15 protein-coding genes are annotated in these 16,458 nt (G+C 43.0%); 3 read left to right on the plus strand and 12 right to left on the minus strand.

The window, feature by feature from the left end:
* Positions 1-38: 38 nt before the first annotated feature.
* From KTR07_RS13795 to KTR07_RS13825, 7 genes are all read right to left on the minus strand, one after another.
* The gene (locus KTR07_RS13795) at positions 39-371 is read right to left on the minus strand and encodes a hypothetical protein (protein WP_008766363.1); all 333 of its coding nucleotides are present in this window, start codon (positions 369-371) and stop codon (positions 39-41) included.
* Entirely contained in the window at positions 328-4,278 is a 3,951-nt protein-coding gene (locus tag KTR07_RS13800; protein ID WP_011108080.1) for a DUF6443 domain-containing protein, read from the minus strand. Before KTR07_RS13800 ends, KTR07_RS13795 begins: the two co-directional genes overlap by 44 nt.
* A gap of 12 nt (positions 4,279-4,290) precedes the next feature.
* Positions 4,291-7,422: a hypothetical protein gene (locus tag KTR07_RS13805; RefSeq protein WP_211479129.1), complete on the minus strand. Its 3,132-nt coding sequence runs from the start codon at positions 7,420-7,422 to the stop codon at positions 4,291-4,293.
* 112 nt (positions 7,423-7,534) lie between these two features.
* Positions 7,535-7,630 (minus strand): smalltalk protein, encoded by a 96-nt coding sequence (locus KTR07_RS13810; protein ID WP_008766360.1) that lies wholly within the window; start codon positions 7,628-7,630, stop codon positions 7,535-7,537.
* Positions 7,631-7,720: 90 nt separating this feature from the next.
* On the minus strand, positions 7,721-8,161 hold the full coding sequence (locus KTR07_RS13815; RefSeq protein WP_048692391.1) for an N-acetylmuramoyl-L-alanine amidase: 441 nt from the start codon (positions 8,159-8,161) through the stop codon (positions 7,721-7,723).
* Between the two features lie 39 nt (positions 8,162-8,200).
* Entirely contained in the window at positions 8,201-8,686 is a 486-nt protein-coding gene (locus tag KTR07_RS13820) for an HU family DNA-binding protein (protein ID WP_008766358.1), read from the minus strand.
* Between the two features lie 301 nt (positions 8,687-8,987).
* Positions 8,988-10,070 carry a YhcG family protein gene (locus KTR07_RS13825; protein WP_055298659.1) on the minus strand — a complete coding sequence of 361 codons (1,083 nt, stop codon included), beginning with the start codon at positions 10,068-10,070 and terminating at the stop codon, positions 8,988-8,990.
* A 225-nt stretch (positions 10,071-10,295) separates the two neighbouring features.
* Between KTR07_RS13825 and KTR07_RS13830 the strand changes: the two genes are divergently transcribed.
* On the plus strand, positions 10,296-10,532 hold the full coding sequence (locus tag KTR07_RS13830; protein ID WP_008761123.1) for a DUF4248 domain-containing protein: 237 nt from the start codon (positions 10,296-10,298) through the stop codon (positions 10,530-10,532).
* Between the two features lie 325 nt (positions 10,533-10,857).
* Here KTR07_RS13830 and KTR07_RS13835 read toward each other — a convergent pair whose 3' ends face one another.
* Together KTR07_RS13835 and rpiA are read right to left on the minus strand one after the other, a co-directional pair.
* Positions 10,858-13,299 (minus strand): DUF3987 domain-containing protein, encoded by a 2,442-nt coding sequence (locus tag KTR07_RS13835; RefSeq protein ID WP_217315441.1) that lies wholly within the window; start codon positions 13,297-13,299, stop codon positions 10,858-10,860.
* 180 nt (positions 13,300-13,479) lie between these two features.
* Positions 13,480-14,181, minus strand: a complete 702-nt coding sequence (gene rpiA, locus KTR07_RS13840) for a ribose 5-phosphate isomerase A (protein ID WP_008761124.1) — start codon at positions 14,179-14,181, stop codon at positions 13,480-13,482.
* A gap of 200 nt (positions 14,182-14,381) precedes the next feature.
* On the opposite strand from rpiA, the gene KTR07_RS13845 reads away from it, so the two are divergent.
* Positions 14,382-14,840 (plus strand): hypothetical protein, encoded by a 459-nt coding sequence (locus KTR07_RS13845; RefSeq protein WP_008766355.1) that lies wholly within the window; start codon positions 14,382-14,384, stop codon positions 14,838-14,840.
* Positions 14,830-15,051 (plus strand): helix-turn-helix transcriptional regulator, encoded by a 222-nt coding sequence (locus KTR07_RS13850; protein WP_008766354.1) that lies wholly within the window; start codon positions 14,830-14,832, stop codon positions 15,049-15,051. The genes KTR07_RS13845 and KTR07_RS13850 overlap by 11 nt, the downstream gene beginning before the upstream one ends.
* A gap of 33 nt (positions 15,052-15,084) precedes the next feature.
* Here the strand turns inward: KTR07_RS13850 and KTR07_RS13855 are convergent, their stop codons facing one another.
* From KTR07_RS13855 to KTR07_RS13865, 3 genes are read right to left on the minus strand one after another with little or no spacing between them, the layout of a single operon-like run.
* On the minus strand, positions 15,085-15,735 hold the full coding sequence (locus tag KTR07_RS13855) for a hemolysin III family protein (protein WP_070750109.1): 651 nt from the start codon (positions 15,733-15,735) through the stop codon (positions 15,085-15,087).
* Between the two features lie 41 nt (positions 15,736-15,776).
* Positions 15,777-16,106, minus strand: a complete 330-nt coding sequence (locus KTR07_RS13860; protein ID WP_070750105.1) for a hypothetical protein — start codon at positions 16,104-16,106, stop codon at positions 15,777-15,779.
* On the minus strand, positions 16,103-16,408 hold the full coding sequence (locus KTR07_RS13865; RefSeq protein ID WP_008766352.1) for a hypothetical protein: 306 nt from the start codon (positions 16,406-16,408) through the stop codon (positions 16,103-16,105). Before KTR07_RS13865 ends, KTR07_RS13860 begins: the two co-directional genes overlap by 4 nt.
* Positions 16,409-16,458 lie beyond the last annotated feature (50 nt).

A 16,458-nucleotide genomic window follows, 5' to 3' on the forward strand; every position in this document is an offset into this window, starting at 1 on the left:
CTTGAATCTACCCTAATGTAGGAATATATTGTTCTATGCTAGGATGTTTTATTAGTCGTTTTTTTTACTGTCTCTACTATATTAAGAAGCAAAAGAGTACTAAATACAATAAAACATGTACACCAAACATTACTTAGACCATTTAATTTGGTAGGAGGATCTATATCACCATATTTGATATTCTTCTTAAATGACTTCAACTGTTTATCTGTAAAAAAATCGACATTATTTATCCATAAGTTCAAGGCTTCTTCTAATGTCTTTGCTACATACTGACTAATGTATGTCCCACCTTTATAGTCAGCAATAAATGTAAATAGTTTCATTTTAATTACCTCCTCTACCTCTTTGATGGTCATGGTCTCCTGCATAATCCATCTGTTTTTTATAGTGATCTCTTTGTTTTTTCAATGTTTCTAATTCTTTTTTCTCTTTCGCAGTTTTATTTGTTTTAGATTTTAAATTATCATATTTCTCTTTTGCTGTACTATAATCATTTGCAGCTTGTTGTCTTTTATCAATATTCGAATGCTTTTCATTCTTCCCGCTAGACTTTGAATACCCGCTTCCGTTATTACTACCTTCGCTAACTCTTCCTTTTTTGGAGAATAGCTTCATGAATCCACTTGTTCCCATCAATGAACCGTGAGTGATATCATACACGCCTTTCGCGGTAACCCCCAAAGAAATTCCTGCGGTTTCCGGACTGAGTGCCATTCCTCCTGCAGCTTCTTCGAAACCATTAACAATCTCTGCGGCTCCTGCAAAAATACTTATGATATCACCAACATCCTGTCCTGCGTTGTAGGCAGATGCGTTGCTGTATATTCCGGTTTCACGGAGTGACGTTTGTCCAAGCAGTATGTTATCTGCCATAGCCCGTGCAGCTCCATTGGTAAAACTTAGAGTACCCTTAAAGACGTTGCTTAATCCTCTGCTTATTCCTCCCCATGTGGGCCACATTCCATTGGGATCTACTAATAGGATAGGATTGTTCAAACAGTAAGTGTATGGACTAATCTTATAGTACTTTTCCGTCATCAGGTCCATCGTATGCCATCTTCCCAATACCGGGTCATACTGCCTTGCTCCGTAGTCGTACAAGTTCAATCCGTTCTTTGTATCCAGTTCCTTTCCGTTATACTTAAAAGGTTGAACAGATGAATTTGAAGCGAATATTCCTCCGAACGGATAATAGTGGTTCACTTCTTCTATCATTCCATCTTGGCTGGCAACCACTCTGTTGTTTCCTTGATGGTCTTGGATGTAGTAGTGGAACTTTTTATCTGCTATAGAGAAATATCCCTGTTCGGTCAATAGCTTGTCCCGGCTTCCATTTTCATAGATCACATTGCCGCAGTAGTCGGTTGTAGTGGTGTTTCCTGCGATTATATGTGTAGTTTGGAGTTTAGTTCCGTCTGCGCTATATAGGTAAGAAATTTCACTACCGTCTTTAAACTGTATCCGACGTGGTAAATTTAAGAAATTGTATTGGATATCAGAAATGTTTTTATTCAAATCTTTTGTTAAATTACCGTCTTCGTCGTAGGAATATTCCGTGTCCAGATTCACACCGTCCTTGAACTCGAAACCATTCGCGTATGCTGAACTTGTGGCGCTGTCTGTCACTTTCTTGAGCTGATTGCCTGTGTAAGTAAGAGATAGGTCGTCAATTAATCCGTAACTGCTTTGTCCGGTTTGCCCATAACGCTTCAGTCCTGTGATGTTGCCATGTTTGTCATAACCGGTCACTTGTTCATTGAAGTGATTTGTATTCGTCATCGAATTGCTTCCTTCACTATAATTGGCACTGGTCAGCCTGTTGAGTTTATCGTATGAATATTGGTAATTACGGGTGATTGACTCTTTGTTTGCTTTCCACGTCATGCTACTGATATTTCCGCCATACTGGGGAGTGCCGGGACCATCAGTATAATGTAGCGTTTGAGAGAAGAGAGGGCTTTCGATAGACGTTAGCCAGTTACGGATATTATACGTATTGGTCGTTGTCAGTGTGGAAGTGCCGTCTATTCGGGTTAAGCTTTTAATATTGCCTAAGTCATCGTAGAGATAGCTCATTTTCGTAGAGTCCTTTTCATTTACGATTTGTACAGTTTCAGACAAACGTCCTGCGTGATTGTAGCTGTGTTTGGTTTCTTCGATCAGCTCGGAGTTACTTTTGGAGTGGATATGCTTGGTGTGCACAGGCTGTCCCGTAAAGTTGTAAGCAGTGTATGTCTTTTCGTATCCTCCCAGATGATTGGTCGATTTTATCTGAATGGCACGGCCGTTATAATCATAGTAAGTAACGGTATAGTCGTATCCTGTCACAGATCCGTTTTTGTCCAGTCGAGCTGTCGCGTTTCCGGTCTGCAAGCCTTGCGAACTAGTCGTATATCTTTCTCCGAACTCGCTGTTTGCTTCATAATTCAAACTGCTGTTGGAAATCAGGGTGCCGTTCTGCATCTTAAACTGATAGTCGTCATAATATTTGGCGGTAAGCACTGTGGCTGAATTCAGTGCGACTCCGGTTACGGAATAACCGAGAAGAGAAGCGTTGTTCGTACGTTCACATTTGACGCATGTATTCAGTATCGGGTTGTTGAATGGGTCTATGGCGTTTTTACAAATCCCCGTGATACATTCGCGCCCCATTGCGTCGGGCAATGCGAATTGCCATTCACCTCTTTTTCGTTGTTCTCCTGTTTGGGAGAAGATAAGGCGGTCTGCCAAGTCATAGACTTTGTACTCCCAACTGCAGCCCGGTAACTTGGTGCCTATGCACCGGTTACGCATATCATATTTATAGAGATAGGCGTATTGAGCTAAGGATGCGGAAGTTTGACTCGAATAACTGCTACCGCTTACAAGTTGGGCGGATACCATAGGTGGAAGCACCGCTTTTAAATTATCGAACTCATCATAAAGATAATAAGTGTCGTTATTCGTCTTACTGCCGTTGTTGTGCTCAATTTGCCGGCTAAGTACTACTTGGTCGAATTTATTCTTGAATTCCAATGTCACTTGACGATCTTCGTTTTCGGTCCGGGTGACGGATAGCTCGGAAGATTTGCAATTGCCGGCTACTTTCAGCTCCATGTTTTGGTTATCTTTTTCTGTCATTTCAAACCGAAGGCAGTTGAGCGTATCATTTCCGGCGAAGTTACTCAGGTAGCTGAATTTGGTACTTGCTTTTTGCGAACGCCAGTCGCTTCCGGGACCATATACTTCCCGTACTCTTCCCAAAGGTGAATCTTCGTAGACTTTTTCTGAAAAGTGATAAGTATATTCCTTATAGTTAAAAGCATAGAAATCTTGCAGACTTTCGGTAAACTTCCAGTCTATCATTTCTGTGTTCGAACCTTGTGCGTATGGCAAATACGATTTGGCATCATCTCTTAACAAGTTATCATAAACGATCGGATGGTATATACTCTTGTTCTTATTGGAAGTACCCACTTCTATTTTCTGCGATGGATATCCCAGACCGTTGTAGTAAGTAATTTCTTTTCTTCCCCCACTTCTTGTGTTATCCAGATAATTCGTTGTGGAAATATAGTTGTCTCTTCCAATAGGTAATATTTCTATTGGAATGTTTTGAGGTGACTGTTTGATAATGAAGTGTACTGGAAATGTTGTTTCGAATGTTACATCAAAAAAGAGTACGACGAACTCGGATGATATGTCTGAAATTCCTACCCCTGTGAGCCTTAAACATCTTCTTAAATCTTCCGTTATTCTTGAAGGCACGAGCCTTTCGATTTCTGCAGTGAATAAGTGATTTTTGTTTTCCATCGTTACTATCCACTGACCTCCGTATTCGAGATGTGAATCTATAGAAGTCGTTACTCTCAATCCCAGATCGGATAAAGATATCTCTCCATGTCTACTTTCAGCTGGCGTTATTTCTATCGGAAAATCCTGAGGGGATTCTTTGATAACGAACCGTATCGTATCTGTCGGATCGGCCGTTATGTGAAAGTAAAGGTTGCATATACCGTCTGAATTAGAAGTAAACTCAACTTTGGAAAGTCTCACGTACGGACGCAATTCTTCTGATATGCGTGAAGGAACGAAGTTTTTGATTTCTGCTTCGTTCAAGCTAAAGTTGTTCCTTGCTGTTATCATCCAAGTATCTCCTTCGTAGAGAGTGCTTTCAGGAGAAGATGTGACTTTTAGCCCCATGTTGGTCATGGATATTTGCCCGGTTTCTGTCGCCAATGCAGGACTGGCGAGTAAGCTGCATATTAAAGCTGTAATATAAATAATAATTTTCATAAATTTATCTCTTTAGAGGTTGTTTGAATATTTATATGAACTAATCAGTTCACCCTTATGGTCGGTCTTTTTTATCAGGCGCCCAGAATCATCGTATTTAAAATAGGTAGAAACATTCTTGGGATCTCTAATTTTACTGATACCTATGTATGGGATATATTCATAAGTAGTGATAAATGATGCCGGTAATTGCGTTCTCAAATCTTCAACTTTCTGCATGTCTGAATAGCTGGGCTTCGTTGCGTCTGCCAGTCTTTTGATAAAATCATTCCCCAACAGTCCTGTAACTGATTCGTAATCGCTGTTCTTGATTTCCGCAATTGCATATTTGCCTTTGTATCCGTACAGGTAGACAGTTTCTGTTTTGTCTTTTTCGTTACGGATATGAGTCGGGTTGCTGTAAGAGTCGTATGCCAGGTATGTGGTTGCGGGAATATTAGAAACATCGGCTACTAACTCGTTGCCCACATTATGGAGTCCTTGGTATGTTGCAGCATCAGCATGTTTTCCCAGTATGGATACTTTGTCTTTCACTAAGCTTTTGCTGTCTGCAGTCAGTAACTTATAGAAATATGTCTCATTCTCAGTTACTTTTCCGTTTTTTATCTTTGTCACTTCCAATGGATAGTCGGTGAAGTGTAGCTGATTCATCTGGTAGAAAGAACTATAGGGAGGTACAAATGGAAATATCAGCATGTCCGGCACGTATCGCGTCTTTTCTTCGTATACATTTCCGGCTCCGTCTTCACTGGTTTTCAGCTTTATCTGTTTGTTGACGGAGTTATATTCGTATTTATCTTTATACTCAATAGTGTTTCCATTGTCATCGTAAGTGATAGTCCGTTTTTCCGAAAGTAGGTTGCTGTAGAATTTTTGATAGTAGGTACCTCCGAAAGCAAACCTCAGGAATCCCAGTGTAGGGTCGTCTGAATTATAGTCCATGACATTAGTAGTGGTTATCTCCGTGATGAGTATGGAATCTTTCTGTATAGGAGTATATTCGAATAGTTCTTTTTGTTTCACATGACCGGCACAGTCGAATTGTTCTTTACTTAAGAGCATTCCGCGCTTTAGTGCGTTTGATGAACATGGAGTGTATGGACTATAAGGGGTACCGACATGAGGAGGGTATTCACGGGAGAACTTATTATTCAACATAGCTATGGGATCTTCGTCCATATAACCTGGTCCGAAATTGCTGAATGTATGGACAGTATATCCGTCTATCAGTTTCCCATTTTTGTCTTCATTGCACTCTATGACTTTAGAATATCCGATATACTCTCCCCGACTGTTGTACCAGAGCGGATTGGATGCTTGAGACATGATGGCATTCAAGGTATAATATTCGGGTCCTCCGTTTTGTGATTTGAGGAGATTGTATAGCTGCCAACCCCAAAGGTATTGTGGAGTGAAAGATAGAATACCGGAAGAGACACCTCCCTTTGTTGTCGGTGTGAATTCTTTTGTGTAGTAATAGTGCTTTCTTGTCAGTAGTTCATCATTGCTATCGTAGTTGTTGATTTCTTTGATACGGAGACCTCCCGGATATGTATAATCTGGAGTGCCTGGATAAGGTAAATGGGCACTTTGTACTGTTTTCCGGTCTGCTGACACCATACTGGATATGACGTTGGGTTCATAAATGAATTCTGTTCTTCCATGTGTGGGGTATGTGATGGATTTTAGCATTTCTGCAGTCACACGAAATCCTCCCTTGTCTCCCATTCTTTTGTTGGTATACTCTTTGCCTTCGGCTATCTGCTTGTCAGCAAAAATTGCATTTTCAAAGAACTCTTTGCTGAAATAGTATGAGAAATTTTCACCGTTATTGAATCCGAGGTTGTCATAGTGTCCTGTATTATATCCGGGTAGGTGATTGGGGAAATAATTTAGTGAATAGGTCGATTGGGTTCCTGATGGAGTCGTTTTAGTCAGTGTTTTCAGTTTTAATCGCTCAGTGGAGCTATTAGTGTAAGTAAACTGATAGTTTATCTTATCCAATATTACCACGGAGTTTAGCTTGTTTAACGTGAAATTCTTTTCTTTTGTAAAAAATGTAGCTGGCCCATGGTCCATACAGGTTTCCCATGCATACTGTGAGTCATAGGGTAATTGTGTACTTGGGGAGTAATGAAACCGGGCAAGTATTTTATTGTCTGTTACATCTTTGACTGTTGCAAGTTGTACAGGGGCTAGTAATTCATAATCATAACTCATTGCTGTTTGCCAGAATAGAGCATCCAAGCTTATACAGAAAGACATATTTCCATTTATTTGAAACGGCATAATTTCGTAGGTGAATTCTATTTCATGTCCTGCAGGAGTTATGATTTTGGAGAGATGCCAGGTGATGGGAGCAGGAAGGTTTAAGAATCCCTTGAAAGGTAGATTGTAATCTGTTTTATCGGTTCCTCCAAATATGTATTTATAACCGTCTGGCGTGGTCAGTGTAAACGAATCAATCAACCAACATGATAAAGGGTTCTTAAATCCGGTTCCTTCTGATCTGCAATAGTTGTAAAATTGAGAAAGTGGACTGGTAAGTTGAGAACGGGTATTATTGTAAGTATTCGAGGTAAATTCAATTTTGATGTCAGAATCTGATTGAACCATCCACTTGCTCTTTTCTTGACTATACATAAAGCTTCCGGTGTAACCGAGAAAGTTAAATTGATACTCGTCTTGGGTATTAATATAGTTGCCGGATACTCTTACTAGAATGTCTGCTGTGGTTAATAAATCAGCTTCGGTGGTTATAGGCTTGTATTCATTGCTAGAACTTTCATAAGAAATATCTGGCTCATTTTTAATTATCCGGGTAATACATCCTCCGCATTCAAGGCTCCATCCCAATCCCACTTCACTGGGTAGGTTGTTGGGTTTTACATTATAAATATGATAATTGAGGTTGATTGGAAGTTGGATATTATCTCTTAACTTAAATTCGTACAATGGGATAGAGATATTCGGAGTTCCGGTATATAGTCCGACAGGTATTTTACCTTGAGTGTTGGCATTACTGACACCCGGTTGTGGAAAGCCTTGTGCCCCTGTCAACCCAATTACTTTCTCAAATTGCCCTTGCGCTTTCAGGCAATTACTTGCCAATAGAAAAGCTATGGTGAATAATATATATTTCATTTTCATTATTAGTTTATTGATTTTTGTATACTAAGTCCGCCACAAATATTTCTGTATACTGCTGTGGCAGCTGAAACAGATATCTTGGTGGCGGACCTCATTTTTGACTTTCTTACAGACTCATCGCATTAGCGCCCAACACGCCTGCTACTGCCGAAGCCACCGCGATGACTACTTTCAGAATCATATCCCAAAGGGATTTCTTCATTGCCATAATTTACACACCTCCTTTCCGATACTTTAAAAGATTAATTACTTCCTGAAAACGTCTTTATACCTTTGCTCATTTATATTGTCCTCACAGGCTTTCCTTTACCTCAAAGCAAGGACACGCCTTGATCCACTCTTCCGGTTCGATCTCCCCATCTCCGTTCAGATCCGGACTGAGATCCCGGTGTCCGCACACCCGGCAGCCGGGGAAACGTTGCTCCAATTGATGCACCAGCAGGCGGAGGGCGGCACGTTGTTCCGGCGTCCGTGTATCTGCCGGGCGTCCCCGGCAGTCCAGACCGCCTTCATAGCAGATTCCGATACTCGACGCATTGAATCCTTTTGCATGTGCCCCGATGCGTTCGATGGGACGAGTGAGGAGTGTTGTCCCGTCTTTGCGGATATAGTAGTGATAACCTGTTCCGTTGAATCCCCGTCGTCGGTGCAGCGTCTCCAGATCAAAGGCCGTCAGTGTCCGGTCCACCCGTGTTGCGGAACAGTGGATCACGATTAAATCGATCTTTCTCATGATTCGTCAGATTTGGTAAATCCCCGGTTTATGATTGCCTTATACGGTTGGGTCCGGAGCTTCTTCGTCACCGTCATCGGGATCCGGTTTGGGTTTGGGGTTTTCCGGATCGGTCTTGTCTCCTTCGCTGTTTTCCGGTTTGTACTTGCTGAAGTCCAGCGTTTTCAGTGCGTCTTTAATCTCCTTTCCGGGGCGGAAGCGGACACGGGCACCTTTGATCAATCCTTCTTTCACGTCCTTTTGGACGAGTACGCCATTGCTGCGCAAGGTGACATAGAACGAACCGATATTCCCCAGGCGGACGATCTCTCCTTTCTTGAAACTGTCGATCATTTCCGTCTGCAGGGCACGCAGCACGCACACTACGTCTGCCCAGTTCACGGTACTCGAACGCTGGATGCGTTCTGCCATTTCATCTATATCGATCTCTCCGCTCGATTTGGCGAGAGCGTAATACAGGTCCGGCTTGTCTTTTTCCATCATGTTCTTGCGGAGCACGCTGGTGAATGAAAATACTTTTGCCATTTCTTTACTGGTTTTAAGTTCTTGAATAAATGATAATAAAGTGTTGCGTCACAGGTGGTTCCTTGCTTGTGACATGACAAAAGTACGGCGGTGGGGATGGGCGATGTCTGTATTTGTCCGCAGGTGTCCGCCGATGTCTTTTTTTATCCGTAAATGTCTGCGGATGTCTGTTCTTGTGGTGGTTTGAGGCCGGGATTAAAAAGAAATTCCCTGATGCAAGCTGAATAATACTGTTCAGTTCACATCAGGGAATGGAACGATTCGTTCCTGATTGGGGTTTAGGACTATGTTATGCTATGTCTTATTCTTTATTGTCTATGTCTTGTAGGTCCCGGCTAAGTTTGTTTTCCAACTCTTCGATACTGGGAAGTCCGGATTTGATATCTTTCGGCAGGGCTTGACCAAGTTCATAATCGGAGATTCCTATAGGTTTATGTACATCCCGTAAGGCGTATTCCGCCATAATCTGGTCTTTGTTTTGACAGAGTAGCAGTCCGATGGTCGGATTGTCTCCCTCCCGGCAAAGGATATCGTCTACAGCCGAGCAATAGAAATTGAGTTTGCCGATATATTCGGGTTGAAATTCTCCTCTCTTAAGTTCTACGACCAGATATCTATGCATGAAGGCATTGTACATAAGAATGTCAATGTAGAAATCTTTTTCTGATACTTCGATATGGTATTGCCTGCCCATAAAGGCGAAGCCTGCACCCATTTCGACGAGAAACTTCTCGATATGTTTTATAAGGCCCAGTTCAATATCTCTTTTGTCGTACTCTTCGGTGAACGTAAGCATATCAAAAATATAGGGGTCTTTTAATGTCTCTTTTACTTGCTTGGCTTGTATTTCGGGAAGAGTGGTGTCGAAGTTACTAGCCAATGCTCCGTGAGAATGGTAATAGTCTTGCTTGATTGCCTCGATAAGGAAATCCCGGCTCCAACCGTTTTTCAGGCATTGGATCATGTACCAGTAGCGGGCTTTTATGTCTTTAGTGCGTTGCATTAAGGTTATATTATGTGACCAACCTAATTTGCTGACAGGTAGGACTATTTCATTATTGTTCAAATACGAAACGGCCCGTTTCGTATTTGTAAGTTGCTGATTATATTCATTATAGAACTGTATCATGAACTGGCAGTTCCTGACAGAGAATCCTTTCATCTCCGGATAATCATTCTTCAAGTCATTGGCGAGCTTCTCCAGGGCATTGTTTCCCCAACCTATTTGTTTTTGACTCTCGGACAGTAGTTTGCCAATATCCCAATACATTGAAAGCATTTCTTCATTGGCTGTGTAAATCGCCTTTTTTTGTGCTAGTAGTACTCTTGCTTTTACTTGTTTGAGTAGATATGCATAGTTGAATGCATGGTTTTGATTTTCCATTTTGATTTCGTTTGTTCCGCTAAAGATACTACTTATTATTGGTTAATCGCTCCCCCTGTTCTAATTATTTTCTTTGCTTGTCTGTATTTGTCCGCAGGTGTCCGCCGATGTCCTTTTTTATCCCCAAAAGTCCGTATTTACTTCAATAAATAGCACTGATTATTTTACAAAACGAACTTTTATTAGTACCTTTATACCATTATAAAATGCTAATAAAATGAGATTATGAAAGAATTAATTGAAGAGAAAAAGTTTGAAATGAGAGCCTATGACAAAGTAGAGCTGGCTCTGCTTTATTGTCCGGGACGTTCGGCAGAGTCAGCTCTTAAAACACTGATGAGATGGATCAAGCAATGCCAGCCGTTGATGCAGGCGTTGGGCGGCATCGGATATAATGTGCGGCGGCATCGTTTCCTGCGTCAGGAGGTGGAACAGATTGTCCGTCATTTGGGCGAGCCTTGAAAAAAGAGAGAATGAAGTTCTTTATCTCTGCTGCTGTTCATACGTCTACTTCCGGTTTCCAGTATATCATTCAGCAGATTGTTGTACTTCTCTTTCTCTCTTCATGTATATGTCTTTCTTCTTTCCAGTACTTGATGGAGGCAGTTTCAGTACTTCTTTTCCCTGATTCAAGTACTTGTACTTCTCGGTTCTTGTACAACCTTTGCTTCTTTCTTGTACTTGTTTCCGGTACGTTTCTGAACTCTGTCGTTACTTCGATGTACGTTTTCTATACCAATTTATCGGGCGTTTTCCGTTACTGCCACTGCCAACTGCCACTTAGCGCTTATTTGTCAGTGAATTCTTTTATTCTGATATATTTATCTGTTTGTTTCTCAATGTATTTTAGCTCGATGAGGCTTTTTAGATATCTACAGGTACTTCGTTCGCTGATACCTTCTGTCAGTGCTTTCTCTTTAATCTGTTTGTAAGTAAAAATCCTAGGTAGGCTCTCTACGACCGACCGGATTCGGAAGTATGACTGCATAGGCTGAGGTTTCATTTTCTCTCCCGGCAGTGAGGAGGCGACCAGCAGACTGTGGTTGAGGATGGTTTGTACGATCTGCATGGAGGCATGAAAATCCTCGTCTGTACAGATGTATTCCTTCATCTGCATGGCACCTTCATACTTGCGCAGGGCGGTGAAGATGGAAGCTATGCGTGCCACCATCAGTGCGCCACGGAGTACGATAGAGCCCGGCGCGTCCGCTTGTTCGCTGGCCACTTCGTTGAGCAGACAGTCGAAGTAGGCGGTATGTTCCTCCCATTGTCTGTCGCTCAGCGTGACTTCCGTAGGAGATTGTTGGAAGAAGAAGTACATCTCCAATACTTCCTTGCCGAATCCCTTGTAGAGTGTGATATAATCTTCCTGTCCTTTGATGGGGGCCGCCGAACGGTATTTCCATCGTGCTCCGCAGGTGTAGATACCGAAACGGCAGTAAAGTCCGTTTTCCAAAGAGCGGATAAAGTTGGCCAGTTGGCTGGGGGTGCCGGACAGGCAGAGTGCCAGGCGCGGTACTTCTGCGCAGATGAGTTCGCCGTCTACCTTATAGTCCGTGGCTACCGGTTCATGATGGTAGGCGGCACGGAACACATCGTCGTGCTTGCCGTAATCCTGCTTGATGGCGCCGGAGATCATGTCCAATTCGGTAGCACAGATAATGAGTCCGAGGTCTCCGTTGATTTTCAGCCGGCGGATAATTTGGTTTCTGGAAGTGCTGGGGGCACCGCAGAGGTGGTAATATTCCGGTGGTTCGGGCATGGGAGCAGGGGAGGCTGCTGTAGATTTCGTCCCTTTTTTGATTTGTTGGTTGGTTCGTTCCCATTCCGTGAGTTCACGGTCGTAGGCATCCTTTTTCCGTTTGTTTTCTCCTTTCAGATAATTCTCGATTTCTCGTGGGAGCATGTTTGCCAGTGTGAGAAGTCCTTTACCGGTGGCGGGGGGAGCAATGATCAGGGTGTAGAGCTGCGGACTGTAAGGACGCTGGTCGAAACTGATGCGGACTTGTGGCAGGCATCCGCTCAGGTTGGCGATCAGTCCTAGAAGCAGTATATCGCGTTCGCGTTTGCTGCGTGCCGGTTTCATGGCTCTTTTCAGAAAGTCGGGAAGATGGTCGTATACTTGGTTAGGAATGCAGGGAGTAGATCCTCGTAATTCTTCATTTTTTATGGACAACTCTTCTTCTTTCCCCGATTCATTTCCCACAGAAACAGGCCTAAAGGTGTCAGTTGTCAGTGTTGGCAGTGAATTGTGGGTCTCTTGGGGTGCATAAGATAGATCAACGTATTGATATCCAGCTGATAAGTCTTTTCTGAGTTCTTGCAGCGTGTAGCCGTTTCTCACGATCTCTACTGACATAACAGATGTTAATTTTTCAAGGTCTTCTTTTGAAAATCCCTTACGTCGTGCGCTTCTTCCCATTGCTAGCATAGACTCGTGGCGGTTGCCTTTCTGCCAGGGGTGGTAATGGGTGAAGTTACTGGCGAAGGTTTCGATGTATCCGCAGGCTTCGGTAGCGGGAGGGAAGGGGGAGGAGGAGCCGTTACTGGTGGCATAAGGGTTGCCGTTGCTGCCCGGAAGGTTTCTTTTATCCTTGATCAGGTTGGTCAACGAAGGGTCGGTGTCGAGTTCTTCCCTCCACGGATAAGGTTCGGGAGTGGGATTGTAGTAGGCATCGGCATCCCATACGCAAGAACAGGGCTGGGTGATGCGGGCGCATTGTTCGTCGCACGGATGCCCGGCGATGCGTTCCAGTGTCTGCTGGCAGATGGCGTAGGCGAGAGGATACTCTTCCGGGGTGCGGGCATCGAGAAATACGACGACTTTGAGGCCTCTGTCGGAGATACTGGTCTGCGTGTAGGCCACGTAGGGGAGAGCACGGAAAAGGGCTTTGACGGCAGATGTCCGTTCGTTCAGGTGGTCGAGGTCGTACATGGCTAGTCGGCTCATCTTTTCCAGATTGGCTGCGGCATGGCTGCAATGCGGGCGGCAGATGCCCTCGATGATGACGACAGGCATGGCGTCTTTTACCATTTTGGCTTCATTGCTGCGGTCGGGACGGTCTTGTAGTTTGCGGTAGCATTCGGTCTGTGCTTTCCAAAGTGTTCCGATGGTTTGCAGATAAAGGTTGTGCAGGGTGATTATGGTAGACTCCTTGCTCCAAGTATTTCTAAAAAAAGAAAATTGAAATTGTAAATTTTCGGTTTGTGGTAAGCTTTGCTTTTCCATACTATGTTTTTTTGTTTTTATTGATAAATGATAGTATGAGATAAAGAAGGGAGAATAGTGCTTTCACTATTTTATTGAGTGCAGAATAGTCGGTTCCTTAAGTCGGCTGCAAAGATAGACCGGGTGTAAGGAAGGGTGAAATGTTAAAAAGGTGATTTTCCTATGTGCTATGCTTGGTTTTTATCTGGTTACAACTACTTCAATGTCGTAATTGATGAAAAGTCCGCTTTCAATAACGCCCGTGATTGTTTTCAGCTGTTCTTCCAGCGAAGCGTCAATATAATGGAAACGGGTATCAAGGATAAAGTTTCCGTTTTCTGTCAAAATAGGACCGTCTTTTCCGTGGGCGGGGCGTAGTGATATTTCGGAGGCACCCAGTCGGCGCAGTTCTTTTTCGACGTATGACAGTGCATGCGGGAACACCTCTACCGGTATGGGGAATTTGCTTCCCAAGATATTGACAAGTTTGCTGGGATCGACGATAATGAAGGTTTTTCCGCTGCTTCTGATCAGCAGCTTTTCTTTGAACATGGCTCCGCCACGTCCTTTTATCAGGTTGCGGTCGGGGTCTACCTCATCCGCTCCGTCGAATGTCCAGTCGGGGCGTTTGTCCCAAAGGGTGGTCTGCGGGATGCCTAGTTGTATGCAAGTCATGGAGATTTCCTGAGAGGCGGGAATCACTTCCAGATATAGGTGCTCTTCGTGAATCCGCTTTGCCAGCTCAAACAAAGTGAGGTAGACGGTGGAACCGGAGCCGGCCCCTATCACATCGCCTGTTTTGGCTGTGGCGGCGATCTCACGTGCTACACGTTCTTTCGCTTCTCTGTTGATAATCTCATTGGACCATTGGAGGTCTTTGATCAGGTGATTTTCCCAGTTCATGGTTCTTGCAGTTTTAGAGTCTCTATTTATATAACGAATGAAAGGGAGTGTTTGGTTCAACAAAAACGGAAGAATTAAAAAAATAGATGGATGATTGGTTGGAATATAGTTTTTAATATCTATATTTGTAACCTAAAGGTTTCTTTTTGGAACCTATGGGTGAAACTTAAAGATAAGAATATGGATTAAATTCTATGGTTATGGAAAATATTACGATTGAGAAAATGGAGATTAAAAGGTTTAATGCTCTTTTGATGCGGACGATTGTCGGTATGTTGTTTATGGGAGTATTAATGTGGGAGACATTTTGTCTTGATACTGGTAGAAAGGGATTTTTGGGAGAGACATGGTATATATTTGCATTTGCAGTTTTGCTGTATGTCGTTGTAGCGATAAGAGCTTCCGATATTTTGGAGAGAATAAAGAAAGATAAGAAATTAATGGGAGCATTAGATAGTGAAATATATTCGGACTATAATTCTAAGGCTTTGACAGCAGGCTTTTATGCGGCTATGCAAATGGGATTATTAGTTTATTGCTTTGGAGATTTTTTTAATCTCTCGGTACGTATGGGTGCTCTGGTTATAGTGGTGGTAGCTATGCTTTTCTCAGAAATAAGAAGATTGCTCCTGTATAACCCTTATAAAGATGGAAAATAAAGAACTACTCAATAAAATAAAGGTCTACAGGGCGATGAAGAATATCAGCCAGGAAGAACTGGCTATAGCCATTGGAGTAACCCGAAAGACAATCAATACGGTAGAGACCGGAAAGTTTATTCCCTCTACTGTCCTTGCGCTGAGGATAGCACGTTATTTCGGGGTTCCGGTGGAAGAAATTTTTGTGTTGAATGATGAAGCATCGTATTGAAATGATGAACTCTGCCTGACGGCTTTCTTTTACTTACAATATCAGCCAGATCGCTATGATATGCCCTATGCTTCCTCCCAAACAGAACAGATGGAACGTAGCGTGCATATATGGCTTGCGCAGCGAATAGAACACTGCCCCGATGATATACGAAGCTCCCCCGCCTATCAGCCACCAAAAAGCCGGACCGGCTCCCATCTCTGCTAAATTATCCATCAAAGGCTTCATAGCCACGAGAATGCAGGCTCCCATAGCTATATAACAAATGGTTTCCAGGTTACTGTGTTCTTTCAGTTTCTTGAAACTCAGTATAAAACCGACGATAGCCGACAGCCAGACAAAAGAGAAAATTCCCCATCCCCAACCGCCTGCGTGCCTCATGACGAGCAGTGTAAACGGAGTGTACGTCCCCGCAATGTGCAGATAGATAGCCCCGTGATCGAATTTGCGAAGCAATTCCTTCAGCTTACCCGGACGGCTGCCGTGATACCAGGTGGAACTGACATAAGAAGACAGCATGCCAAACAGGTAGACGGTTACACAAGCTACCGCCCACTTCGGTTCGGCACCCGCTGCCGCTTTCGCGAGCAGGAAATAGCCGGCTATGACTCCAAGCAGTATACCTGCTCCGTGACTGAGCGTGTTTGCCCATTCTTCGACGTTATTGTATCTTTTATTTTCCAATGTTTCCTTTCGGCTTTGGTTAGAGCCGCAAAGGTACACTTTTATTTTTTCTTGAAAGCCAGAGTGATTTTCTTTTTAATAGGTTGGGTTTTCTTTCTAAACCAGTTTTCCTTCGATGAAGGTGGAGCTGATTCGCGTTCAGCTTTGATTGATTTTATCAAAAACTCTTTCATCTGATCGGCTGGTGGGTATATCCATACAAATTCAGAGTCTCTATAACTTTGGTCAGCTTCCGAAAGAAAACTCCAATCTTCCGTGTCAAAGTTATAAAACCCAAGATTGGTTTCTCCGTGTTCGTCACAAGTCAGTACTATGACTGAAAACTCTTCTTCCTCATGTCTGGGAAGTTCTTTCTTTTTGTATATCTTCATATTCTCTTTATTATAATTTTGTTATTAAATTGTTTTGCTACTTGTTTTCGGAAATCAAGGAATAACGCAAGCTGGCTGACGTTTTCTTTCAGTGTCGGATTGCGTCCGTTGGAGTAATAAGGTATCTGGATGTCGGCATACGCCGTTGCGGTGGTGTCGGGAGCAAAGCTGGTCATGGTGAGCTCTTCCTTGGAGGGTTTTCCGTACTTCAGATTCGGTTTGATCGTGTTACCGGACTGCTGTGAAAAGGTAGTCGATAGCAAGCATAACAGAAATGTTGAGAATATGAATAGTCTTTTCATATCGGGTGTGTTTTGTCTTCTCCGACAAAGATAAAAAAAATAGAGAAAGG

The sequence above is a fragment of the Bacteroides sp. MSK.20.82 genome (genome assembly GCF_019052485.1).
GTDB classification, from domain to species: domain Bacteria; phylum Bacteroidota; class Bacteroidia; order Bacteroidales; family Bacteroidaceae; genus Bacteroides; species Bacteroides thetaiotaomicron.